The organism is Pseudonocardia halophobica, assembly GCF_027922425.1.
Classification (GTDB): domain Bacteria; phylum Actinomycetota; class Actinomycetes; order Mycobacteriales; family Pseudonocardiaceae; genus Pseudonocardia; species Pseudonocardia halophobica.
The window spans coordinates 339,400-362,313 of sequence record NZ_BSFQ01000004.1 but is presented as its reverse complement, the minus strand read 5'-3'; the positions used below and the strand labels follow the sequence as shown (position 1 = coordinate 362,313).

Annotated in this window: 21 protein-coding genes; 8 read left to right on the top strand and 13 right to left on the bottom strand. The window is 74.4% G+C overall.

All coding sequences use genetic code 11. The annotated features are described in order from the left end of the window. Positions 1-47 precede the first annotated feature (47 nt). Entirely contained in the window at positions 48-911 is an 864-nt protein-coding gene (locus tag PKE99_RS07910; protein ID WP_037040847.1) for a metallophosphoesterase family protein, read from the bottom strand. A gap of 169 nt (positions 912-1,080) precedes the next feature. Here PKE99_RS07910 and PKE99_RS07905 point away from each other — a divergent pair, with 169 nt between their 5' ends. From PKE99_RS07905 to gad, 5 genes are all read left to right on the top strand, one after another. Next, positions 1,081-2,337 carry a cytochrome P450 gene (locus PKE99_RS07905; RefSeq protein ID WP_231498042.1) on the top strand — a complete coding sequence of 419 codons (1,257 nt, stop codon included), beginning with the start codon at positions 1,081-1,083 and terminating at the stop codon, positions 2,335-2,337. Further along, positions 2,334-2,738, top strand: a complete 405-nt coding sequence (locus PKE99_RS07900) for a PPOX class F420-dependent oxidoreductase (RefSeq protein ID WP_231498041.1) — start codon at positions 2,334-2,336, stop codon at positions 2,736-2,738. Before PKE99_RS07905 ends, PKE99_RS07900 begins: the two co-directional genes overlap by 4 nt. A gap of 246 nt (positions 2,739-2,984) precedes the next feature. Then, entirely contained in the window at positions 2,985-3,881 is an 897-nt protein-coding gene (locus tag PKE99_RS07895) for a hypothetical protein (protein WP_037040841.1), read from the top strand. Positions 3,882-4,072: 191 nt separating this feature from the next. Further along, positions 4,073-4,807 carry a polysaccharide deacetylase family protein gene (locus PKE99_RS07890; protein ID WP_081923821.1) on the top strand — a complete coding sequence of 245 codons (735 nt, stop codon included), beginning with the start codon at positions 4,073-4,075 and terminating at the stop codon, positions 4,805-4,807. Positions 4,808-4,817: 10 nt separating this feature from the next. Then, positions 4,818-6,221: a glutamate decarboxylase gene (gene gad, locus PKE99_RS07885; RefSeq protein WP_037040838.1), complete on the top strand. Its 1,404-nt coding sequence runs from the start codon at positions 4,818-4,820 to the stop codon at positions 6,219-6,221. A gap of 58 nt (positions 6,222-6,279) precedes the next feature. Here the strand turns inward: gad and PKE99_RS07880 are convergent, their stop codons facing one another. The 7 genes from PKE99_RS07880 to PKE99_RS07850 all read right to left on the bottom strand — a co-directional run bounded on the left by PKE99_RS07880 (position 6,280) and on the right by PKE99_RS07850 (position 11,699). Continuing rightward, positions 6,280-6,906 (bottom strand): LysE family translocator, encoded by a 627-nt coding sequence (locus PKE99_RS07880; protein ID WP_037040836.1) that lies wholly within the window; start codon positions 6,904-6,906, stop codon positions 6,280-6,282. A gap of 9 nt (positions 6,907-6,915) precedes the next feature. Further along, positions 6,916-7,989, bottom strand: coding sequence for a phosphotransferase family protein (locus tag PKE99_RS07875; RefSeq protein ID WP_051736770.1), 1,074 nt, complete (start codon positions 7,987-7,989; stop codon positions 6,916-6,918). Positions 7,990-8,050: 61 nt separating this feature from the next. Then, positions 8,051-8,488: a DUF3037 domain-containing protein gene (locus PKE99_RS07870; protein ID WP_231498040.1), complete on the bottom strand. Its 438-nt coding sequence runs from the start codon at positions 8,486-8,488 to the stop codon at positions 8,051-8,053. Beyond that, positions 8,485-9,342: a HipA family kinase gene (locus PKE99_RS07865; protein WP_037040834.1), complete on the bottom strand. Its 858-nt coding sequence runs from the start codon at positions 9,340-9,342 to the stop codon at positions 8,485-8,487. The genes PKE99_RS07870 and PKE99_RS07865 overlap by 4 nt, the downstream gene beginning before the upstream one ends. A gap of 79 nt (positions 9,343-9,421) precedes the next feature. Then, positions 9,422-9,853 carry a DoxX family protein gene (locus PKE99_RS07860; protein ID WP_037040831.1) on the bottom strand — a complete coding sequence of 144 codons (432 nt, stop codon included), beginning with the start codon at positions 9,851-9,853 and terminating at the stop codon, positions 9,422-9,424. A 259-nt stretch (positions 9,854-10,112) separates the two neighbouring features. Beyond that, the gene (locus PKE99_RS07855) at positions 10,113-10,958 is read right to left on the bottom strand and encodes a DoxX family protein (RefSeq protein ID WP_051736769.1); all 846 of its coding nucleotides are present in this window, start codon (positions 10,956-10,958) and stop codon (positions 10,113-10,115) included. A 294-nt stretch (positions 10,959-11,252) separates the two neighbouring features. Then, on the bottom strand, positions 11,253-11,699 hold the full coding sequence (locus tag PKE99_RS07850; protein WP_037040829.1) for a hypothetical protein: 447 nt from the start codon (positions 11,697-11,699) through the stop codon (positions 11,253-11,255). Between the two features lie 169 nt (positions 11,700-11,868). Here PKE99_RS07850 and pgi point away from each other — a divergent pair, with 169 nt between their 5' ends. After that, complete coding sequence (pgi, locus tag PKE99_RS07845; protein ID WP_425566481.1) at positions 11,869-13,536, top strand: glucose-6-phosphate isomerase; 1,668 nt, start codon at positions 11,869-11,871, stop codon at positions 13,534-13,536. A gap of 118 nt (positions 13,537-13,654) precedes the next feature. Next, positions 13,655-14,308: a phosphatase PAP2 family protein gene (locus PKE99_RS07840; RefSeq protein WP_051736768.1), complete on the top strand. Its 654-nt coding sequence runs from the start codon at positions 13,655-13,657 to the stop codon at positions 14,306-14,308. Positions 14,309-14,312: 4 nt separating this feature from the next. On the opposite strand, the gene PKE99_RS07835 is transcribed toward PKE99_RS07840, so the two are convergent. Further along, positions 14,313-15,119 carry an Fpg/Nei family DNA glycosylase gene (locus PKE99_RS07835; RefSeq protein WP_037040827.1) on the bottom strand — a complete coding sequence of 269 codons (807 nt, stop codon included), beginning with the start codon at positions 15,117-15,119 and terminating at the stop codon, positions 14,313-14,315. A 50-nt stretch (positions 15,120-15,169) separates the two neighbouring features. Here PKE99_RS07835 and PKE99_RS07830 point away from each other — a divergent pair, with 50 nt between their 5' ends. Continuing rightward, on the top strand, positions 15,170-16,954 hold the full coding sequence (locus PKE99_RS07830; RefSeq protein WP_037041579.1) for an NHL domain-containing thioredoxin family protein: 1,785 nt from the start codon (positions 15,170-15,172) through the stop codon (positions 16,952-16,954). Positions 16,955-17,032: 78 nt separating this feature from the next. On the opposite strand, the gene PKE99_RS38820 is transcribed toward PKE99_RS07830, so the two are convergent. From PKE99_RS38820 to PKE99_RS07810, 4 genes are all read right to left on the bottom strand, one after another. Continuing rightward, a complete protein-coding gene (locus PKE99_RS38820) occupies positions 17,033-18,841 on the bottom strand; it encodes a C40 family peptidase (protein WP_197040453.1) in 1,809 nt (602 codons plus the stop codon). A gap of 314 nt (positions 18,842-19,155) precedes the next feature. Continuing rightward, positions 19,156-19,797, bottom strand: a complete 642-nt coding sequence (locus PKE99_RS07820; RefSeq protein ID WP_037040825.1) for a response regulator — start codon at positions 19,795-19,797, stop codon at positions 19,156-19,158. After that, complete coding sequence (locus PKE99_RS07815; protein WP_037040824.1) at positions 19,794-21,092, bottom strand: sensor histidine kinase; 1,299 nt, start codon at positions 21,090-21,092, stop codon at positions 19,794-19,796. The genes PKE99_RS07820 and PKE99_RS07815 overlap by 4 nt, the downstream gene beginning before the upstream one ends. A 101-nt stretch (positions 21,093-21,193) precedes the next feature. After that, a complete protein-coding gene (locus PKE99_RS07810; RefSeq protein WP_037040823.1) occupies positions 21,194-22,909 on the bottom strand; it encodes an N-acyl-D-amino-acid deacylase family protein in 1,716 nt (571 codons plus the stop codon). Between the last annotated feature and the right edge of the window lie 5 nt (positions 22,910-22,914).

Genomic DNA, 22,914 nt, shown 5'->3' with positions numbered 1-22,914 from the left:
GCTCACACCTGGTGAGCGAGAGCGCCGTTCGCCGTTCTCGGGGGCCCTCAGCGGCGGACGCCGAAGTCCTCGGCGGGGACGGGCAGGACCTGGCGGGGCAGGACGTCGGCAGGATGGCCGTGCCGCTCCTCCCGCGGCCGCCACTCCCGCGGGTAGCCGAGCGAGGCCTCCACGAAGCGGACGCCGTCCTCGTAGATCACCCGCGGGATGTGCAGGTGTCCGTAGACGACGGCCTGCGCGCGGTAGCGGACGTGCCAGTCGGCGGTGGCGGTGGTGCCGCACCACAGCGCGAACTCCGGGTAGCGCAGGACCTCGGTGGGCAGCCGGGTCAGCGGCCAGTGGTTGACGAGGATCGTCGGCAGTTCCGGGTCGAGGGCGTCGAGCCGGAGTCGGGTCTCGGCGACGCGCGCGGCGCACCAGGCCTCCCGCGACGGGTGCGGCTCGGAGTACAGCAGGTGCTCGTCCGTGCAGACCACGCCCGCGTTGTACGCCGCGGCCAGGCCCTCCTCGCTCGTGGTCGTGCCCACCGGCAGGAACGAGTAGTCGTAGAGCAGGAACAAGGGGGCGACGACGACCGGGCCGCCCTCCCCCTCCCACACCGGGAACGGATCCTCGGGCGTGAGCACGCCGAGCTCCCGGCACCGCTCCACCAGGTGCCGGTAGCGGTGCTCCCCGCGCAGGTCGACCGGGTCCTTCGTGCGCGTCCACAGCTCGTGGTTGCCGGGCACCCAGATCACCTTCGCGAACCGCGCGGCCAGGTCGGCCAGCGTCGCGACGGTGTCGCCGACCTGCTCCGCGACGTCGCCGGCCACGATCAGCCAGTCCCCCGGATCCCCGGTGAGCCCTTCGGCGACCGCCCGGTTCTCGGGATAGCGCACGTGCAGGTCGCTGACGGCGAGCAGGCGGGACACCCCACCAGATCTAGCAGAACCGCTGAGGATCCCCTGAGCCGCGACCCTGGGCAGCACAAGTTACCGGCGGTAAGTTGAGGGTGACGACGGCGAGGAGGTCGGCATGGCGGGTTCACGGGGCGTGCGCCGGGTGGTCCGATGGGGACTCCGGCACGGGATGATGCGACGCATGGTCCGCCGCCAGGTGCGGGCCGGGGAGCTGGGCGCGCGGTTGATGACCGACCCCGAGGTCGTCGCGAACCCGTACCCGTTCTACGAGGAGCTGCGCTCGCGCGGGAAGCTCGTCGACACGGGCATGTTCCACGCGACCGTCGACCACGACGTCTGCACCCAGGTCCTGCGCAGCACGGACTTCGGCGTCGGCGGCCGGATGCCCGAGAACCTGCCCGGCATCGTCCGGGCGGCCCTGACGATCGGCGGCTCGTGGGCGCTCGGCCCGGCCCAGCCGCCGTCGATGCTCGCCTCGGACCCGCCGGACCACACCCGCTACCGCAAGCTCGTGACCAGGGCGTTCAGCGCGAAGAAGGTCGCGGCCCTGCGGTCGCGCACCGAGGAGATCGCGACCGAGCTGCTCGATGCCATGGCCACGAAGGGCGAGCGGGCGGACCTGGTCAGGGACTTCGCCGCGCTGCTGCCCGCAACCGTGATCGCGGAGATGCTGGGCGCCCCGCTGTCGATGCGGGAGCAGTTCCTGGAGTGGGGCGAGGGCGCCGCGCTGTCGCTCGACGCCGGGCTCTCGTACGCCGACTTCCGCCGCTCCGAGCGCGACATCGACGCCCTGCACGCCTGGATGCTCGGCCACTTCGGAAGGATCCGCCGCGAGCCCGGCGAGGACATCCTGTCCGCGCTGGTCACGGCGCACGACGAGGGCGGCTCCCTCTCCGAGGACGAGCTGTCCAGCATCGCCATGCTGCTGCTCGCCGCGGGCTTCGAGACCACCGTGAACCTCATCGGCAGCGGCGCCGCACTGCTGCTCGACCACCCCGACCAGATGAAGCTGCTGAACGCCGAGCCGGAGCGCTGGGCGGGCGCGATCGACGAGATGCTGCGCTTCGAGTCGCCGGTGCAGCGGACCGGGCGGGTGGCGGTGCGCGACACCGAGGTCGGCGGCGTCCCGGTGAAGCGGGGCACGTTCGTGATCACGCACCTCGGCGGCGCCAACCGCGACCCGGCGGTGTTCACCGACCCGCACCGCTTCGACGTCACGCGCGAGGAGGCGCACAAGCACCTCGCGTTCTCGCAGGGCATCCACTTCTGCCTCGGCGCCGCGCTGGCCCGGATGGAGGGCGAGGTCGCGCTGCGCGCCCTGGTCGACCGCTTCCCGGAGATGCGCCCGGCCGGCACCCCGGTGCGCCGCCGCACCAAGCTGCTGCGCGGCTACGAGAGCGTGCCGGTGGAGCTGCACCGGGCGAGCGTGCCGGCGTGAGCAGGCCCGTGAGCGAGCCCTCGGCCCGGCGCCTCGCCGACGCGCAGTACCTGCTGCTCACGACCTTCCGCAAGGACGGCACCCCCGTCCCGACGCCGGTCTGGGCGGCCGGGCTGGACGACGGCCGGCTCGGCGTCTGGACCGTGACGGACTCCGGCAAGGTCAAGCGGATCCGCCGGTCCGGGACCGTCGAGCTGGCCGAGTGCGACCGCCGCGGGAAGCCCCTCGGCCCGGCCGTGCCGGGCACCGCCGAGCTGCTCGACGTCGAGGGCACCCGCCGGGTCCGCCGCGCCGTCGCGCGCAAGTACGGGCTGGTCGGCCGGATCGCCGTCGGGTCCAGCCGGCTCTTCCGCGGCGACCGCGGATCCACCGGACTGGCGGTCGCGGTCGGCGGCGCCTGACCCCCGCCGTCCGCGCGCCCGCGCCTGGACCACCCGTCCGGATGTTGTGGGCCGCAAGGTGCTGTCAACACAAGGGCGGACGGCGTGACGGCAGTGCACCCGTTCGCCGGCAGCTCCACCCCTGGAGCTGGGGATTCTGCTCCACCGGAGTGATCATGTCCGTGATCCCGCAACATCACGCCGCGGAGGAGCGAGTCCCCTCATCGACCGGCGGCGAAGGGCGCCGGTCGCAAGGGGGGAACGACCATGAGCGCCACGGGGGTGCCGACGACGCCTGCGCCGCTCAACCCGAACGAGCGCAAGGACAAGATCGGCAAGTACTTCGTCCCGACGCCGGACCGGATGGACCGGGTCATGGCGATCCGGATGATGCAGGGCGGCGTCGTGGCGCTGGTGCTCGCCGGCGCCCTCGCCCTGGCCGGCCTGCCGGTGCTGGGCGTCCTGGCAGCGGTCGCCGCGATCGGTGCCCTGCTGGTACCGGGCTGGGTCAGGCTGGGGAACTACCGCCTCGACTACTCCCGCGCCGAGCCGAAGGCCTCCGACGACCAGGTCGACGCGACCCTGAACGCGGACCTCGTCGCCACCGCCGCCGACGCGATGAAGCGCTTCGAGCTCGAGGACAGCGACCTCGACCTGCACGCCGAGGACGTCCGACCCAAGGTGGTGGACCCCGGGATGACCGACCCGGAGGGCCCGCTCGTGCTGATCGCGCCCACCCTGAAGGCCCGCCACCGCCTCGGCGACGACCGGCACCGCCGGTTCAGCGAGTACACCGTCGCCGTCCTGTGCCCGGGCCGCCACCATCTCGCCGTGCTGACCTGCGAGCTGAACGTCGTGACCGGCAAGCGGGCGAAGAACGCGACCTTCGAATACCACTACGACCACATCTCGGCCGTGCACACCAAGGGCGGGTCCGGTGCGGAGCTCCGGCTGGGCGCCGTGCCGGGCTTCTCGACGCTCCCGTTCTCGCCGAGCTTCCTCGAACTGGAGATCGCCGCGACCGGCGGCGCGAGCGTGGTCATCCCGACCGAGGTCCGCCACACCCGCGGTCCGCTGCTGACCCGGCCGTCGACCGTGGAGCGGGTGCTGCCCGCGCTGCGCCGGCTGCTGCGCCGCGAGCAGCGAGGCGGCGGGCAGGGCTGACCGGGCGGGGTTCCGCTGGTCGTCCGGCGTGTCCGCGGCCCTCGAGTCGCTCCTTCGGGTACGAACGAACTCCCGTGACGGGCGAGCCGGGAGAGGCGGTCGAGGCGTCCATGGGCGTGCCACCGGTGAGACGCGGCGGATCCGGCCTCCTGACCCGGCCCGCCCACCCCGATCCCCGCACGACGGAGGGGATGTTCCGCGGCAGAGCCGCGGACCGGGTGCCGGCACTGCTCGCGGCGCTGGCGCTCGGCCTGATCGCGCCGCTCGGCACGCAGGTGGCGGCGCCCGAGCCGGAGCCCGCCCCGGTCGTCGTGGCTCCCCCGGCGCCGACGGCCCGGCCGGTGGTGCTCACCGACCTCCCGGTCGCGGGGCCCGCGGACAAGCGGGTGGCGCTCACCTTCGACGACGGCCCCGATCCGCAGTGGACCCCGCAGATCCTCGACGTGCTGCTCAAGCACGGCGCCAAGGGAACGTTCTGCATGGTCGGCGCGCAGATGGCACGGCACCCGGACGTCGTCGCGAAGGTCGTCAACGCCGGGATGCGGATCTGCTCGCACTCGCACACCCACGACGAGGGACTCCCCTCCCGCGACGCCAGGACGATCACCGCGGAGATCGGCGACGTCGCCGCGCGCGTCCCGGGCACCCCCGTCACCTACTTCCGCGCGCCCGGCGGCAACTGGGACCGGCAGATCCTCGACTCGGCCGTGGCGCAGGGGATGCAGCCGCTGGGGTGGGCGATCGACCCGCGGGACTGGAAGCGGCCCGCCGCGGACGTGATCCTGGCGAACGTCGAGAAGCACCTGCACCCCGGCGCGGTGATCCTGCTGCACGACGGGGGCGGGAGCCGGGCCCGGACGGTGGAGGCGTTGGACCGGCTGCTTCCGTGGCTTCGGTCCCAGGGCTATGTCACCGACTTCCCCTAGGGTCGTGAGAATGCCCACACATCAGCGCCGCGAGCCCGCCGACAAGCCGGTCGCCGCGAACCCGGTCTTCGGTGCGGAGCCCATCACCGTGCCCCGCTACGAGCTGCCGGAGTCCGGGCTCGATCCCCAGGTCGCGTACCAGATCGTGCACGACGAGCTGATGCTCGACGGCAACGCGCGGCTCAACCTCGCCACGTTCGTCACGACGTGGGAGGAGGAGGCCGCCCAGCGCCTGATGTCCGAGTCGTTCGACAAGAACATGATCGACAAGGACGAGTACCCGCGGACCGCCGACATCGAGCAGCGCTGCGTGCGGATGCTCGCCGACCTGTGGAACGCGCCGGACCCGGCCCGGGCGATCGGCTGCTCGACGACGGGATCCAGCGAGGCGTGCATGCTCGGCGGGCTGGCGCTCAAGCGGCGCTGGCAGGCCCGGCGGCGGTCGGAGGGCAAGGACACCGCGCGCCCCAACATCATCATGGGCATCAACGTCCAGATCTGCTGGGAGAAGTTCGCGAACTACTTCGAGGTCGAGCCGCGGCTGGTCCCCATGGAGGGCGACCGGCTGCACCTGGGCGCGGCCGAGGCCGTGGCGCTCTGCGACGAGAACACGATCGGCGTGGTCGTGGTGCTGGGCTCGACCTTCGACGGCAGCTACGAACCGGTCGAGGAGGTCTGCGCCGCGCTCGACGACCTGCAGTCCCGCACCGGGCTGGACGTCCCGGTACACGTCGACGGCGCCTCCGGCGCCATGATCGCCCCGTTCTGCGACCCCGACCTGCCGTGGGACTTCCGGCTGCCGCGGGTGGCGTCGATCAACACCTCCGGGCACAAGTACGGCCTGGTCTACCCGGGCGTCGGCTGGGCGCTGTGGCGCGACGAGGACGCGCTGCCCGAGGACCTCGTGTTCCGGGTCAACTACCTGGGCGGCGACATGCCGACCTTCGCGCTGAACTTCTCCCGGCCCGGCGGCCAGGTGATCGCGCAGTACTTCCAGTTCCTGCGGCTGGGCCAGGCAGGATTCGCACGCGTGCAGCAGACCTGCCGGGACGTGGCCACGACTCTGTCGGCCCGGATCGCCGAGACGGGCGCCTTCCGGCTGCTCACCGACGGGTCGGAGCTGCCGGTCTTCGCGTTCACCGTGGCCGACGGACAGCCCTTCTCGGCGTTCGACGTGTCCGCGGCCCTGCGCGAGCGCGGCTGGCTGGTGCCCGCCTACACGTTCCCGGCCAAGCGCGAGGACATCGCGGCGCTGCGGATCGTGGTACGCAACGGTTTCAGCCACGACCTGGCGAACCTGCTGCTCGACGACCTCCGCCTGGCCCTCGAGCAACTGCGCCGGCAGAGCGCCCCGCAGCGCGGGCCGGAGTCGGCGACCTTCGCGCACGGCACGGAGAAGCCGCCGGTCCGGTAGGGGCTCCTCCGGCTACGGTTCCTCCCCGGCGGCGAGGGCCCTACTCGGCGGCCGGGCCCTACTCGGCGGCCAGGGCGACGCCGAACCCGACCAGCGCCGTCCCGGTCACCGCGTCGATCGTGCGGCGCACCCGCCGGCGGCCCAGCCATGCCCGCACCCGGTGCACCACGAACACCAGCGCGAGGAGCCACACCGCGCCCAGCACGCCGACGGTGTAGGCGAGCAGCAGCGCGTCGGCCGTGGTCGTGACGCCCGGGACCAGGAACTGCGGCAGCACCGACAGGTACATGACCAGCACCTTCGGGTTGGTCACGTTGGACAGGAAGCCCTCGCGGAAACGGCGGAAGCCCTGCCCGCGCCGCTTCTCGACGAGCTCGGTGAACGCCGCGTAGTCCCCGCGCCACGCGCCGCGCAGCGCCTGCACGGCGAGGAACAGGAGGTAGACCACGCCCGCCCAGCGCAGCGTCTCGAACAGCGGCCGGGAGCTCGCCACGAGCACACCGAGCCCGAACGCCGCCGCGCTGCCCTGCAGCAGGTTCCCGGCGAGGATGCCCGCGCACGCGAGCAGCCCGCCGCGGCGGCCGCCGGCCAGGGCGTTGCGGAGCAGGACGAGCGTGTCCGGCCCCGGGGCGAGCACGAGCAGGACGGCGATGCCCAGGTAGGCGCCGTAGGAACCCCAGGTCACCCGGTGACCCTAGCCCGCGCTCCGGTGCAGGATCTCCACGGCCGCGGTGGCCTGCTCCTGCAGGTTCGCCAGCCGCAGCCGCGCCGTCTCCGGGTCCTCCGTGGAGTCGCCCATGTGCCCGGCGGCGTACCGCGTGTAGACGCCCGCGCCGATACAGGCCGAGCGCCAGCGCGCGAAGGCCTCGAAGTAGTCCGCCTGCCCGGCGATCCGGTCACCGCGCCCGGAGCGCTCGGCGTAGCGGGCCAGGATCTCCGCGCGCTCCGGCCAGCCCTCGAGCGTGGTCGGCCCGGACGTGATCTCCCGGACGGTGTCGCCCGGACGGCCCCACGACGCCAGCAGGTAGCCGAGGTCCGCGAGCGGCTCGCCGAGCGTGGCCAGCTCCCAGTCGAAGATCGCACCGATGCGGCCGTCGGGGCCGAAGGAGAGGTTGCCGGGCCGGTAGTCGCCGTGGGCGATGGTCAGCTCCTCGTCGACCGGCCGCCGCTCCACGAGCAGCCGGTGCCCCTCGTCGACCACGGACAGGTCCTCGACGGCCGAGTCGTGCGCCTGCCGGTGCCAGCGGCGCAGCTGGCGCTCCAGGTAGCTGCCCGGGCGGCGCAGCTCCCCCAGCCCGACGGCGTCGGGGTCGACCGCGTGCAGCTCGGCCAGCACGTCCGCGACCGCCAGCCCCGCGGCGTGGCGGATCTCGACGGGCATGGCGGCGCCGGCCTCGACGTCGCCGGGGACGACGCCGTCGACGAACCCCATGAGGTAGAAGTCGGCCCCGATCACCGCCTGGTCGGAGCAGAACGCGACCGCCCGCGGGACCGGGACCGGGGTGTCGGCCAGCGCGGCGATGAACCGCCACTCGCGGCTCATGTCGTGGGCGGTGGCGAGGACCCCGCCGGTGGGCGGGCGGCGCAGGGCCCACGGGGTGCCGGCGGCGTCGACGATCCGGTAGGTCAGGTTCGAGTGCCCGCCGGAGATCCGCCGGACGTCGACGGGGTCCGATCCGGTGGCGACCTCGGGGACCTCGGCCCGCAGCCACTCGGTGAGCGCCGCGGCGGGGACGGGGTCGGTGGCGATCTGCGTCGATCCGCTCATGCCGTCACCTTGCCCCGTGACGGGCGATCAACGCCATTGCGACGATCGCCACTCCCACGGCTCAGAGGGGCAGGACCAGCGCCGCGAGCAGGCGGTCCGGTTCGGCGGCCGGGTCCGCGGTGAGCCCGCTGTGCACCGGACCGGGCCGCACGACCGTGCTGCGCGGCGCGGTGAGCCGGCGGAAGCGGCGGCCGAGGTCCTCCCCCGCCCCCGGGCCCGACGCGGCCAGCGCCCCCTCCGTCCGCCGGTCGGCCCGCGGCGGGGTGGGCACGGCGCAGACGGCGGCGGCGACCTCGAGGGCGTCGGCGATCGCGTCCGCGTCGGCGTGCGGGTCGAGGGCGCGCAGCCGGTCCCGGTCCAGGTGCACCCGCCCGCCGAGGAAGTCCTTCGCCCGGCAGTAGACGAGCACGCCGGCGTTCATCGTCTCGCCGCGCTCGGGCCGCGGCACGACCTGCAGCACCGCGTACTCGTAGACCTCCAGGCCGTTCCCCGTGCTCACCGGTCCACCTTCGGCAGCCGGGCGGCCAGCCACGCCGGCGGGCGGCCGCTCCGGGTGATCGGGCGCGGACGGCCGGTCGCCGCCGCCTCCCGGACGGCGGGCAGCCAGGTCTCGCGGGCCGCGACCCGCGCGGCGAGGATCTCGGCGTACGCGGCGCGGACCTCGTCGGGGCCGTCGAAGCCGGGCTCGCCGGCCAGCCACTCGTCCGGCACCGCCGCGGCCGCACGCTCGACCGTCGACGCGGTGACCAGCGGCGCGAGGGCGGCGTCGGCCGCGTCGAGGTCCGGGAAGGACCCGAGCAGGACGTGGTCGCCGGCGTCGAACGGGCGGGCGGCGACCGCCGCCGGATCGGCGAGTGTCCGCGCCCAGCCGTGGTGGAAGGTCAGCGTCGCGCCGTGGTCGATCAGGTACGGGGCCCGGTGCCAGAGCAGCATGTTGGCGTTGCGCCACGAGCGGTCCACGTTGCCGACCAGCGCGTCGAACCACAGCACACGGCCGGCGAACTCCGGGCCCGGGTCGAAGGCCAGCGGGTCGAAGTCCAGCGCACCGGGCAGGTAGTCCAGGCCCAGGTTGAGCCCGGCCGAACGGTGCAGGAGGTCCTGCACCTCCTGGTCCGGCTCGGCGAGCCCGAGCTCGGGGTCCAGGTCGACCGTGACCAGCTCGGGCACCGGCAGGCCCAGCTCCCGGGCGAGTTCGCCGGCGACGATCTCGGCGACCAGGACCTTCCGGCCCTGCCCCGCGCCGTGGAACTTCACGACGTAGGTGCCGAGGTCGTCGGCCTCCATCAGACCGGGCAGCGACCCGCCCTCACGCAACGGCGTGACGTAGCGGGTCGCCGTGACGTGGCGCAGCACGCGATCCCCCCTCGCTCCGCCCCCGATGATCCCCTGCGGTGCGGGCGGATTCGGCGGCGGGACCGGTGTGAAGGGGTTCTCAGACGGCGGCGGGCGTGCGCCGCGCGGCCAGGAGGTGGTCGACGCTGAACCGGCCGGCCCCCGCCGCGGCGAGGATCAGCACGCCCGCGGCGATCACGCCGACGAGCTCCCAGCCGCCGTCGGCGGCGAAGAACGCGTCGGCGTGCACGAACAGGCCCGCACCGACCATCACGAGCGCGGCCAGCACCCCGGCGACCGCGGTGAACGCCCCCACGACCAGCATCAGCCCGCCGACGATCTCGACCAGCATGGTGAAGGCCGCCGCCGCGGGCGCGGCCGGGATGCCCATGCCCGAGAAGCCCTCGATCGTCGCGCCCGGGCCGTTGGTCACCACCTTCTGCCAGCCGTGGGCGAGCAGCACGAGACCGAGGACGAGCCGGCCGAGCAGCAGCACGACGTCGCGGGCGGTTCCGGTCAGGGCACGGGTCATGACGGACGACCTCCGATGGATGAACGTTCTACTAACTTGGCCGACCGTAACGACGCGATCCGTCCCGATGGGGCGATCATGTCCGTTCTCACACTGTGTGATCGAGATGAAGCGGAGAGCGATCATCTTCCCGGTGGGACGACGAAGGCCCCGCGGCCGCCCGTCCCGCCGCGGTCGCGTGGCGGCGGGACGGAAGGGCCGCGGGGCCCCGGTCAGGAGGTGACGGTGCGCACCGGCGCGCTCCGGTGCGCCCCCGGGGTCAGTACTGCTGCTCGCGCTGCTGGGGGGCGTCGAGGTGGGCCTGCGGGCCGGTGTACGGGTCGGCGTAGTCCGCGTAGTCGACGGACGGGGCGCCGGGGTGGACGGCGTGCCGGGCGCCGGGCCGGGTGGACGAGTTCGAGTACGCGGTCGGCACCCGCCGGGGCGCCGGGGCGTCGGCACCGGCCCGGCCGTCGTCCCACAGGGAGAACGGCTGGGCGGACGAGACCCGCACCGGCTGCTGCACAGCCGGCTCGGCGTCCCAGCGCGGGGCCGGCGCGGCGGCGTGCCGCTCGTCCTCCCAGCGCGGCGCGTCCCAGCCCGGGGCCGAGGCCGGGCGGGCGGCGAACGCTGCGGGGGCCGGGGCGATCGGCACGCCGGAGGGGTCCGAGCTCACGTCGACCGGAGCGGGCACGTCCTCCTCGCGCTTCCGCTCGAAGATCAGGTGGTCGAGGCTGTAGCGGCCGGGACCGAACGCGGCGATGGCCAGCACGATCCCCGCGATGAGGGCGACGAGCTCCCAGCCGTTGTTCTTCACGAACACGCCGTGCGCGCCGTGCACGAACCAGATGGCGCCGTACATCACGAACGCCATGCCGGCCGCGGCCCACGGCACGAAGATGCCGACCGCGATGAGGATCGAGCCGATCAGCTCCACGACCAGGGTGAACGCCGTCGCGACGATGGCCAGGGGAATGCCGAAGTTCGTGAACTGGTCGGTGGCCGTCCCGAAGCCCGCCTGGAAGAAGCTCTGCCAGACGTGCGCCAGCATGATGAACGACACGGTCAACCGCGCGATCAGGATGAGCACGTGCTTCGCGGGTTCGGGAACCGAACGGGTCAACATCTTCGAGCTCCTGACTACGGGTCGTCGGCAAACCGCGGTGAGTGACGAAGCTAGACCGGAGCGCGGCCAGGTCTAGGCCGAACAGCGGTTTCTGCGGTGGTCCGTCATCCGCACGCGATGAACAGCAGGTGCGAACCACTCATCCGTGTAACGAAACCCGGAGCGCGTGGTTACGGACCGTTCGTCTCCGCGACTCCCCCGCTGGTCGGCGCGCCGCGTCCACCCACCTGGGTGGCGCGGCGTCGGCGAGCGGGGGGACGCCCGTGGACGGGAGGGCGGTCGGGCCCGCGGGGATCAGGCCGGGAGCACCTCCCGCCACTGCGCCGTGGCCTTGCGGCCGGGGGCGATCCACGCCAGCCCGGCCAGGTCGCCGACGTGCCCCACGCCCTGGAACGCGGCCGCCACGCCCAGGGCCGAGAGGCCGAGCTCCAGGGCGGAGGGGTCCGGGCTCGGCATGCCGTTCGGCTTCACGAACGTGATCTTCACGGTCTTCCCGGCGATCCGGGCCTTGAAGCCGCCGCCGAACCAGTACCAGGGGTAGGTGACGCCGGAGACCTCGGCGAGCGGGACGTCGAACAGGGTCTCCTCGCCGTCGGTGAAGGCCACGCGGGCCGGGTCGGGTGGTGTGGCGGCGGTGATGAGGTAGCCGGGGCGGTTGCGCAGGCCGCCGATGATCCAGGCGGGGCTGGCGAGGACGGCGGAACCGGTGCTGCCGGCGGCGGGGGCGGGCTGCTCGCTCACGGGGAACGCTCCTTCTCGGGGTGCTGTCGTCGTCGGACCACAGGACACCGCGTGCGACCCGGCGCCGGACAGCACGCCGCCACCACTGTCGGGTTAGTGGTAGCCACACCCGCCGACCGCCGGTCCGCGGGACGTGTCAGGCAGGCCGGACGCGGGCATGATGTCCGGCGTGGACAACCCCCGAGACATCACCGCGACCCCGGAGTGGGCGGCCCTGACCGAGCACCACGCGGCCGTCGAGCCGGCGCACCTCCGCGAGCTGTTCGACGCCGATGCCGGGCGGGCGGAGGCGATGACCGTCCAGGGCGCCGACCTCGTCCTCGACTACTCGAAGCACCGGATCACCGGCGAGACGGTGCCGAAGCTGGTGGCCCTGGCCGAGGCCGCCGGCCTGCCGGACCGGATCACCGCGATGTTCTCCGGCGCGCACATCAACACCAGCGAGGACCGGGCGGTGCTGCACACCGCGCTGCGGCTGCCGCGGACGGCCTCGCTGACGGTCGACGGCCAGGACGTGGTCGCGGACGTCCACGCCGTGCTCGACCGGATGGGCGAGTTCACGGACAGGGTCCGCTCCGGGGAGTGGACCGGGGCCACCGGCGAGCGGATCCGCACCGTCGTCAACATCGGCATCGGCGGCTCGGACCTGGGCCCGGTCATGGCGTACGAGGCGCTCAAGGACTACTCGCTGCGCGAGGTCGAGTGCCGGTTCGTGTCGAACATCGACCCGACCGACCTGGCCGAGACCACCCACGACCTCGACCCGGCGACCACGCTGTTCATCGTCTCGTCGAAGACCTTCACCACGCTCGAGACTCTCACCAACGCCCGCAACGCCCGGACCTGGCTGGTCGACGGCCTGGGTGACGAGAAGGCCGTCGCGAAGCACTTCGTGGCCGTGTCGACGAACGCCGAGAAGGTCCGCGAGTTCGGCATCGACGAGGCCAACATGTTCGGCTTCTGGGACTGGGTCGGCGGCCGCTACTCCGTCGACTCCGCGATCGGGCTCTCGCTCATGGTCGCGATCGGCAGGCAGGGCTTCGCCGAGTTCCTCGCCGGCATGCACGCGATCGACGAGCACTTCCGCACCGCCCCGCTGACCGCGAACCTGCCGGTGATCAGCGGCCTGCTCAACGTCTGGTACGACAACTTCTTCGGCGTCGAGACCCACGCGGTGCTGCCGTACTCGCAGTACCTGCACCGGCTGCCCGCCTACCTCCAGCAGCTCACGATGGAGAGCAACGGCAAGTCGGTGCGCGCCGACGGCACCCCGGTCACCACCGAGACCGGCGAGATCTTCTGGGGCGAGCCCGGCACCAACGGTCAGCACGCCTTCTACCAGCTGCTCCACCAGGGCACCCGGCTCGTGCCGGCGGACTTCATCGGCTTCGCCGAGCCCAACCACGACCTCCCGGGCGAGGGCGGTGCCGATGGATCTGGGCCGGACATGCACGACCTGTTCATGTCCAACCTGTTCGCGCAGACGGCCGCGCTCGCCTTCGGCAAGACGAAGGAGGAGATCGAGGCCGAGGGCACCCCGGCCGACGTCGTGCCGCACAAGGTCATGCCCGGGAACCGGCCCACCTCGACGATCCTCGCGCCGAAGCTCACGCCGTCGACGCTGGGCCAGCTCATCGCCTTCTACGAGCACCAGACCTTCGTGGAGGGCACGATCTGGGGCATCGACAGCTTCGACCAGTGGGGCGTGGAGCTGGGCAAGGTGATGGCCAAGCAGTTCGGCCCCGCCCTCTACGGCGACGACCCGGACTTCTCCGCGCTCGACGCCTCCACCGCCGCGCTCATCCGCCGGTACCGCACCCTGCGCGGCCGCAGCTGACCCGTGAGTGCCGACTGCCCCTCTAGGGGCAGTAGGCACTCACGACCCCTCCTGAGCTGCGGCTGAGGATTCGGCCGGTCGGCGGGCGCCGGCGGTCCCGCGTGGGCAGAGTGGTGGGGTGCCCGGCCGCCGCGTCCTCGCGCTCACCGCGACCTGCTCCGTCCTCCTGCTCACCCTGGCGGCCGGGCTGATCTGGGCCGCGTTCACCGGCGTCGGGCCCGCGGACGAGGACGGCTCGGCCCTCGCCGGGGCGATCGACAGCCGCTCCGTCGGGGTCACGGCGATCCTGGTCGTGTTCACGAACCTCGGCAGCACCGCCGCGATGGCGGTGCTCGCCCTGGTCACGGGCATCGTGCTGATCCTGCGCGGGCGGCGCGTCGACGGCGTGTGGCTGATCGCCACGATGGCCGGCGCCAGCGTGGTGTTCACGCTGGTCAAACGCATGCTGGACCGTCCGCGGCCGCCGCTGGCGGTGCGCCTGGTCGAGGCCGGGAACGAGTCGCTGCCCTCCGGGCACGCGACGATGTCGATGGTCGTCGTCGGGGCGCTCGTCGTGCTGGCCTGGCCGCACCTCACCGGCCCGCTGCGGCTGGGCGCCCTGCTGGTCGCGGCGGCGTGGATCGGCGGGATCGGCTACACCCGCATCTACCTGGGCGTGCACTGGTTCAGCGACGTCGTCGCGGGCTGGGCCACCGGCGCCGCCTGGCTCGCGGTGTGCACGGGGGTGCTGCTGTGGTGGCGCGCCCGGCACCCGGAGCCCGCCCTGAGCTGACCGGCTACTGCTGCTCCTTCGAGCACCACCAGGTGCTGCGGCCGCCGACGGTCCCGTGGCGCATCTCGGCGCCGCACCGCGGGCAGTGCCCGCCGGGGTGGCGGTGCTCGATCACCTCGCCCGTGTGCACGCCGCCGTTCGCGATCGCGGACTTCAGGGACTTCTCGAGGTTGCGGTACAGGCGGTCGAGCTCCGTGCGCCCCAGCTCGTCCGCGGGCGCCGCCGGGTTGATCCTGGCGCGCCACAGCGTCTCGTCGGCGAGGAGGTTCCCGACGCCCGCGATCACCGACTGGTCCAGCAGCCGCGCCTTGACCGCGGAGCGGCTGCGCGCGATCCGGGTGCGGAAGTCGGCGGCGGTGATCTCCTCGGCGTCGGGCCCCAGACCCGAGAGGTCCGGCTCGAGGCGGATCCGCCCCAGGCGACGCTTGTCGAACAGCCGGAACCGGCCGCCGTCGGCGAAGTTGACGGTGAACCGGTCCCACTCGGGCTTGCGGGGCTGCCGGTCCGGTCGCTCCGGGCCGCCGCCGACGCGCTCCCCGTCGGAGTTCGTGACGATCACGCGCCCATCCATGCCGAGGTGCACGCCGAGCGTCGGGCCCTCCTCGCCGTCCCGGTCGACGGTCTCGCACCACATCGTCTTGCCGCGCCGGTGGGCCGCGGTCAGCCGGCCGCCGACCAGCGCCTTCGCGATCTCGCCCGGCGGATGGGGCCGGCACACCCACTCGTCGTTGTCGTCGACGGACCTGATCTCGCGGTCCAGGGCCTCCTCGAGCACCTTCCGCGCGGTCTCCACCTCGGGCAGTTCCGGCACGCACCCAGTCTGGAACAGGGGCGGCGGTCCCGCGCGTTGATCCGTCCGTGATGCGGGTACGGGCTCCGGAGCTGCGTGGACGTCGCTGGCTGAACACCGGCGGCGAGGCGCCGGATCTGCGCGGCAAGATCGTCCTGCTCGACTTCTGGACGTTCTGCTGCGTCAACTGCCTGCACGTGCTCGACGAGCTGCGGCCGGTCGAAGAGGAGTTCGCCGACGTCCTCGTGGTCGTCGGGGTGCACTCGCCGAAGTTCGCCCACGAGGGCGACCCGAAGGCGGTCGAGGCGGCCGTCGAGCGGTACGGGGTGCACCACCCCGTGCTCGACGACCCGGACCTCGCGATGTGGGACGCGTACGCCGCCCGCGCGTGGCCGACGCTCGCGGTGGTGGACCCGGAGGGGTACGTCGTCGCGCAGATGGCGGGCGAGGGGCACGCGCACGGCCTGGCGGTGCTGATACGCGAGCTGGTGGCCGAGCACACCGCGAAGGGGACCCTGCGCCGGGGTGACGGGCCGTCCGTCGCGCCCCCGCCGCCGTCGACCGCGCTGCGGTTCCCGGGGAAGGTCGTCGCCGTGCCCGGCGGCTTCCTGGTCTCGGACACCGCGCACCACCAGGTGGTGCAGGTCGACGCACAGTTCGACGAGATCAGACGGTTCGGGACGGGCTCGCGCGGGTTCCGCGACGGCACCTCGCCGGAGTTCTCGGAGCCGCAGGGGTTGGCCGTGCTGCCGGCCGAGGTGGTCGCCGAGGTGGGATACGACGTCGTCGTCGCCGACTCGGTGAACCACGCCCTGCGCGGGCTGCGGCTCGCCGACGGGCACGTGACGACGGTCGCGGGCACCGGCTCGCCGCTGCGCGAGCGCGTGGAGCCCGGCGGTTCGGCGGCCGAGCTGTCGACCCCGTGGGACGTGGCGTGGTGGCGCGGCCGGATCGTCGTCGCGATGGCGGGGTGGCACCAGCTGTGGACCTTCTCGCCGGTCTCCGGGGAGCTCGCCGTGCTGGCCGGCACGACCACCGAGGGACTCCGCGACGGGCCGGTGACCGACGCGTTCTTCGCCCAGCCGTCCGGACTGGCGGTCGCCGGCGACACGCTCTGGGTCGCCGACGCCGAGACCTCCGCGGTGCGCGCCCTGGACCTCGACGCGACGCCGCAGGTCAGCACCGCCGTCGGGCTCGGCCTGTTCGACTTCGGGTTCCGCGACGGCCCGGCCCGCGAGGCGCTGCTGCAGCACCCGCTCGGCGTCGGCGTGCTGCCCGACGGCTCGATCGCGGTGGCGGACACCTACAACGGGGCCGTCCGCCGCATCGCCGGTGGGCAGGTGACCACGCTGGCGCAGGACCTCGCCGAGCCCAGCGACGTCCTCGTCGACGGGGAGACGCTGGTGGTCGTGGAGTCGGCGGCGCACCGGCTGGTGCGGCTGCCGATCCCGGCCGGCGCGCTCGTCAACGCCGGGTCGCACACCGTGCGCCGCCCGCGCACCGACCTCGCGGCCGGACCCGTCGCGCTCACGATCGACTTCACCCCGCCGACGGGGCAGCACCTCGACACGCGCTTCGGCGACCCGACGGTGCTGACGGTGGACGCGTCGCCGGCGTCGCTGCTGGTCGAGGGCGGCGGCACCGCGCCCGGCCTGGTCCGCTCGCTCGTCCTGGCGCCCGGCGAGGGGGTGCTGTCGGTGAGCGTCGCCGCCGCGGCCTGCGACGAGGGCGACGCCGTCTTCGGCGCCTGCCACCGGTACCAGCAGGACTGGGGCGTGCCGGTGCGGGTGGTGGAGGGCGACGGCACCGCCCCGGCCGAGCTCGTGCTCGACCTGCGGGCGGTCGACGGGCGGTGACGGGCCGGCGTTCGTGATCGTTGCTTCCGTGCGCTGAGAGCGGGCATCGCCGCCCTCAGCGCACCGGTACGACGATCACTACTCGAGCTCGGCGACCGTCCAGGTGCCGTCGGCGGCGGGGGCGAGGACCTGGAACTCCCCCGCCGGCAGCGAGCGGATGTGCTCCGCCAGCTCCTGCGCCGACATCGGGGCCGCCTCCACCACCGTGCGGGAGCGCGGGTCGGCGCCGTCGACGGCGACCGTGAGCTGCTGGTCGAGCGGGAGGTCGTCGGCCGAGCGCAGGACGACGAGCTGCGCGTCGCCCTCGTCGAGGAGTGCGGCGGTGCCCGGCTCGGGCGCCACCGGGACGCTGGCCTCGTCTAGCCGCGCCGCCACCAGCGGGAGCTCGCCGCCGGGCAGGGTCAGGGTGCCGACGGTCGGTGCCTGGGCGGCCGGGACGTCCCCGGCCGGTGCCACAGCGGACCGGGCGGTGTCGGCAGGGCCTGCAGGCGTCGGAGCCGCCGCAGCCGGCGGAGCCGCGGAGTTCTCGGCCGGGGCGGCTCCGGTCTGGTCCGCCGGAGCTGCGGCCTGCGCCGGACCCGCAACCGCAGCCACCTGACCCGCGGGGCCGGCCACGGTCGAACCAGCCGGAGCTGAGGCGGCGTCACCGCTCACGTCCCCGCCCGCCGGCAACCGCCACGTCGCCGCGGCGGGCCGCCACACCTGCCCGGCCGGGGCCGGCCCGGTGGCCGGGGCAGCCGCGGGCTCGCCGAACACCGGCCCGGTGGATCCCGCACCGGCCCCGCTCGGCACCGCGCCGTCGACCACGCTGAGCGGTCCGACGGAGGCCGCCATCGCCGCGGCGGCCGTCACGGACTCCGGTGGCAGGCTCTCGCTCGGGGCGATCGCGGCGGCGGGGGCCGGCGCGGCGGGGGCGTCGAAGGTCTTCGGCCACCCGTTCGGCGAGGTGACCCGAGGCTCCGGCAGCACCTGCAGCATCCCGCTGCTGCGCGGGCCGGGGGCGGCGGGTCGGGTGGCGCCGAGATAGTCGTCGCCGCGCCAGCGGTAGTACGAGGTCCGGACCGGCTGGCCGTAGGTCGGCGCGTTCACCATCCGGCCGTCGCCGAGGTAGACGCCGACGTGGTGCACCGCGGACGGCGTGCCGTAGAAGACGAGGTCGCCGGGCTGCAGCGCGGCGTCGGCGGGCACGTGCGGACCCGCGACGTACTGGGTGTGCGCGGTGCGCGGCAGGGTGATCCCCGCGGCGCCGTAGGCGAACACGGTCAGGCCCGAGCAGTCGAAGCCCTGGTCGCCGGCGGCCGGTCCGTCGCCGCCCCACTGGTAGGGCACGCCCACCTGCGAGAGGGCGGCGTCGATCGCGACCTGCGCGCGCCCGTCGGGCAGCGCGGTCGTGAACTCGGCGGGTGCCGGCGCGACCGGGCCGCCGCCGGCTCCGGGCTCGGTGTTCTCGGGGAAGACGCCGGGGAACCGCTCGGCCGCCGCGTCGGCCGTCGTCGCGAACCCGGCCTGCCGCACCGCCGACGGCACGGCCACCGCCACGACCAGCAGCAGCCCGAGCAGGACCCACACCCCGGCAGCCGGCCGCGGCCGGCGGCGCGTCGGCACACCCCGGTAGCGGACCGGCAGGGTTCGCGTGACGCCGGGCTCCGGCTCGCGGTCGACGACCCCGGGCTCCGGCAGCGGCGCACGGACGGTGGCGATCCGGTCCGCGATCCGGGTGGCCGCCTCGCGGTGGCAGTCCGCGACGACCCGCCCGACCAGCGCCGTGGCCAGCCGCGCCCCCGCGAGACCGGCGGCCGCGCTCCGCGCCGCCTCCGCTCGCAGGGACCGGCTCTCCACACCGGGTTCGAGCCCGACGGCCGCACCACGTGCCGTCTCCGCGGGCACCGACCGGGTCTCCGTCCCGGTACCCGCCCGCCGCCGCGACTCCCGCCGCCGCGCCCGCTCGTCGGCCTCCGCGGTGATCCAGCGGTGGGATGTTCCCCGCTGCTCCGGCACGACGATCGCGGGCCGGTGCGACCCGGCCCGATGCCGGCCCGACCGCTTCGTGACGGATCGTGACCCCGTTGTCGGCACACGCTCGCGCAGCGCCATCGACTCTTCCCCCGACCGGTCGCCCCGACTGGACCGGCGAGAGCTTGGCGGACACGCGCCGCATCCGCCATCACACGGACGGGGAAGATCCGGGGCCCACGTGGGCGTCAGGCCCGCAACCAGGCGAGGACCGCCATCACCCGTCGATGGTCGTCACCCGACGGCGCGAGCCCCAGCTTGGTGAAGATCGACGAGATGTGCTTCTCCACCGCGCCCTGCGTGATCACCAGGTCGCGGCCGATGGCCGTGTTGGTCCGGCCCTCGGCCATGAGGCCGAGCACCTCCCGCTCACGGGGCGTGAGCGACTCGACGGGATCGCGGCGCCGGCGATGGGTCAGCAGCGCGGACACGACCTCCGGGTCGAGCACGGTCCCGCCGCCGACGACCCGCTCCAGCGCGTCGGACAGCTCGGCCAGCCGGGACACCCGGTCCTTGAGCAGGTACCCCACTCCCCCACCCGCCGCCAGCAGGTCCGAGGCGTAGGACTCCTCGACGTACTGGGACAGCACCAGGATCGCCGTGTCCGGCCACTCGCGGCGGATCTCCAGCGCCGCCCGCAGCCCCTCGTCGGTGAAGGTCGGCGGCATCCGCACGTCGACGACCGCCACCTCCGGCCGGTGCTCCTTCACCGCGGTGACCAGCGCCGCCCCGTCGCCGACCGCCGCCACCACCTCGGCGCCCGCCTCGTCGAGCAGCCGCACGAGGCCCTCGCGCAGCAGCAACGAGTCCTCGGCCAGCACCACCCTCACGCGTCCTCCAACCCGGCCAGCGGGATCCACGCCGTGATCTCCGTCGGCCCGCCCTCGGGGCTCGCGACCTCCAGCCGCCCCTCCACGGCCGACAGTCTCTCCGACAGCCCCGACAATCCGTGGCCCTTCGCCGGGTGGGCGCCGCCGACGCCGTCGTCGGTCACCCGGACGACGAGGTCGGCGCGGTGCGGCCGGACGTCGACGGTGGCGTGGGTCGCCCCGGAGTGCTTCGCGACGTTCGTGAGCGCCTCGGTCACCACGAAGTACGCCGTGTTCTCCACCGCCGCCGCCGGCCGCTCGCCCGAAGGCAGGTCGACCTCGACGCTGACCGGCACGGTGGACCGCGCCGCGGCGGCGGCCAGCGCGGCGGCGAGCCCGCGGTCGGCCAGGACCGGCGGGGCGATGCCCCGGGACAGCGCCCGCAGCTCGGCCAGCGCCTCGCGGGTCTGGGTGAGGGCCTCGGCGATCAGCGGGCGGGCGCGCTCGGGATCGTCGTCGAGCCGGCGGTCGGCCGCCTCGAGGTCCATGGTCAGCCGGACGAGCCGCTGCTGCGGGCCGTCGTGGATGTCCCGTTCGAGCCGCCGCAGCGTGGCGGCCTCGGCCGCGACCGCGGCCCGGCGACCGGCGGCGAGCTGCTCGGTACGGGCCCGCAACGCGGCGGTGCGGTTGGTGAGCAGGCCGCGCGCGAGCCCGGCCCGCACGGCGACGAGCCCCCGCACCACCCACGGCGTCGTGGCCAGCAGGACCAGCCCGACGAGGGTGGTGAAGGCGACGTCCAGCGCCCGGGACGCGACGCCGGTGATCACGTCGACCAGCCCGGTCCGCTCGCCGCGCGGCAGCGACCACTCCCACAGCACGTACAGCGTGGCGCCGAGGCCGGTCACGACCCAGGCGACGCCGATCACGAAGCAGGCCAGCCGGACCGGGAACCCGACGACGGCGTGCAGCAGGTCGCGCCAGCACTGCGGGTCGGCGAGCCGGCCCAGCATCCCGATCACGCCGCGCCCGCGCCGCGGGCGGTAGTGGTGCGGCGGGAGCGGGCGGCCGGTGGCGGCCTCCGTGGCCCGCCGCTCGACGTCGGCCAGCCGCCGGGACAGCACGAACGTGCCGGCCAGGATCGGCAGCCCCACCCACACGACGACCGTGCTGATGCCGGCCGCGAACCCGGCGATCGCGACGACGAAGGCCAGCACCCCCAGCGGCAGCCCCGTGACCAGGTAGCGCAGCCCCCGCCGGACCGCCCCGACCGCCGGCGCGGGCACGACGACGGCGGCCGGGATCCCCTCCTCGCTCATGCGTCCACCCAAGCCCACCCGCGCAGTGCCCCCCACCCGGCACACTCCCGGGTGCACAGTAGGGCCAGCCCCACCCGGCGCCGAGCGGGTTTCCGGGCGGGCTACCGGGGCGCGGGCCGTGCCCCGCGGATCAGGCGGCCCGGCAGCGCGTCGGTCTCGGCGCCGTCGGTGTAGGTCTCCTGGCCGGCGACGACCGTGTGCCGGTACCCGTCCACCCGCTGCAGCAGCCGGCTCCCGCCCGCGGGCAGGTCGTGGCGCATCTCCGGCCGGTGCAGCCGCATCCCGTCGACGTCGATCACGTTGAGGTCGGCGCGGAACCCGGGCTCGAGCACGCCGCGGTCGAGCAGCCCGACCGCCCGCGCGGTGTCCCGGGCCTGCCGCTGCACCACGTAGGCCAGGTCGAGCTTCTCCCCGGCGCGGTCCCGGGTCCAGTGCTGGACGAGCGTCGTCGGGAAGCTCCCGTCGCAGATCGTGCCGACGTGCGCACCGCCGTCGGACAGCCCGGGCAGCGCGTGCGGGTGCCGCAGCATCTCGCCCACGGCGTCGAGGTTGCCGGCGACGTAGTTCGAGCTGACCAGGTAGAGCATGCCGCCGCCGGCCACGATGTCGTAGGCCAGCTCCACCGGGTCCCGGCCCTCGGCGGCGGCCCGGCCGGCGATCGACGCCGAGGCGGGCGGCTCGTAGTTCGGCGGGTCCGTGAGCTCGTACATGAGCTCGTACTTGTGGATCAGGTTGCCGCCGAGCCGGCCGCGCTCCTTCTCCCGGGTCTGTGCGGCGAGGATCTCCGCCCGCAGGCCGGGTTCGCGCATCCGGGCCGCCTGCTCGCCGGGGGTCAGGTCGGCGATCCCGCGCCACACCGGGTTGGTCATGAACGGGTTGAGGGTGTTCTCCAGGCCCAGGATCAGCCCGACGGGCCGGGCCGCGACCTGCGCGCGGATCTCGAGCCCGTCCGCCCACGCCCGGTCGACCATGGCCAGGATCGCGCGGTGCTTGTCCGGCTCCTGCGGGAACTGCACGAGCGAGAACGACAGCGGCCGGCCCGACGCCGCCACCATCTCCCGGATCAGCGCGAACTCCTCGTCGGCGTCGGGGAAGTCGCTGACCAGCTGCAACACCCCGGTGCCGGTCTCCCCGACGGCCTTCGCGATCGCGACGAGCTCGGCGGCACCCAGGCCGTAGGACGGCGTGAGCTCGCCGTCGATGCTCTTGTGGTTGAGCGTGCGCGAGGTGGAGAAGCCCAGCGCGCCGGCCCGGATCGCCTCCGCCGCCAGCTTGGCCATCAGCGCGACCTCGTCCGCCGTGGCCTCCTCGTGCGCGGCGGCCCGTTCCCCCATCGCGTGCACGCGCAGCGCGGCGTGCGGGACCTGGGTGGCGAGGTCGACGTCGTACGGGCGGGCCTCGAGCACGTCGAGGTACTCGGGGAAGGTCAGCCAGGTCCAGGGCAGGCCCTCGTGCAGGGCGATGCCCGGGATGTCCTCGACGCCCTCCATCAGGTCGATGAGCCGGTCGCGGTGCTCCGGGAGGGCGGGCGCGAAGCCGACCCCGCAGTTGCCGGCGACCACGGTGGTGACCCCGTGCCACGACGACGGCTGCAGCCGGGACTCCCAGGTCGCCTGCCCGTCGTAGTGGGTGTGGATGTCGACGAACCCGGGGGCGACGGCCGCGCCGTCCGCGTCGATCTCGCGGCGGCCGGTGCCGGCGACCCGGCCGACCTCCACGATCCGGTCCCCGACGATCCCGACGTCCGCCGTGCGGGCCGGACCTCCGTTCCCGTCGAGCACGGATCCACCCCGGACCACCAGGTCGAACTCGGTCATGCCGC

Coding starts and splice junctions, on each gene's coding strand:
- PKE99_RS07815 (WP_037040824.1), bottom strand. CDS start 21,092: ATGAGCGAGGAGGGGATCCCGGCCGCCGTCGTCGTGCCCGCGCCGGCG.
- PKE99_RS07855 (WP_051736769.1), bottom strand. CDS start 10,958: ATGTTGACCCGTTCGGTTCCCGAACCCGCGAAGCACGTGCTCATCCTG.
- PKE99_RS07875 (WP_051736770.1), bottom strand. CDS start 7,989: ATGAGCGGATCGACGCAGATCGCCACCGACCCCGTCCCCGCCGCGGCG.
- PKE99_RS07895 (WP_037040841.1), top strand. CDS start 2,985: ATGAGCGCCACGGGGGTGCCGACGACGCCTGCGCCGCTCAACCCGAAC.
- gad (WP_037040838.1), top strand. CDS start 4,818: ATGCCCACACATCAGCGCCGCGAGCCCGCCGACAAGCCGGTCGCCGCG.
- PKE99_RS07890 (WP_081923821.1), top strand. CDS start 4,073: ATGTTCCGCGGCAGAGCCGCGGACCGGGTGCCGGCACTGCTCGCGGCG.
- PKE99_RS07830 (WP_037041579.1), top strand. CDS start 15,170: ATGCGGGTACGGGCTCCGGAGCTGCGTGGACGTCGCTGGCTGAACACC.
- PKE99_RS07860 (WP_037040831.1), bottom strand. CDS start 9,853: ATGACCCGTGCCCTGACCGGAACCGCCCGCGACGTCGTGCTGCTGCTC.
- PKE99_RS07810 (WP_037040823.1), bottom strand. CDS start 22,909: ATGACCGAGTTCGACCTGGTGGTCCGGGGTGGATCCGTGCTCGACGGG.
- PKE99_RS07905 (WP_231498042.1), top strand. CDS start 1,081: ATGGTCCGCCGCCAGGTGCGGGCCGGGGAGCTGGGCGCGCGGTTGATG.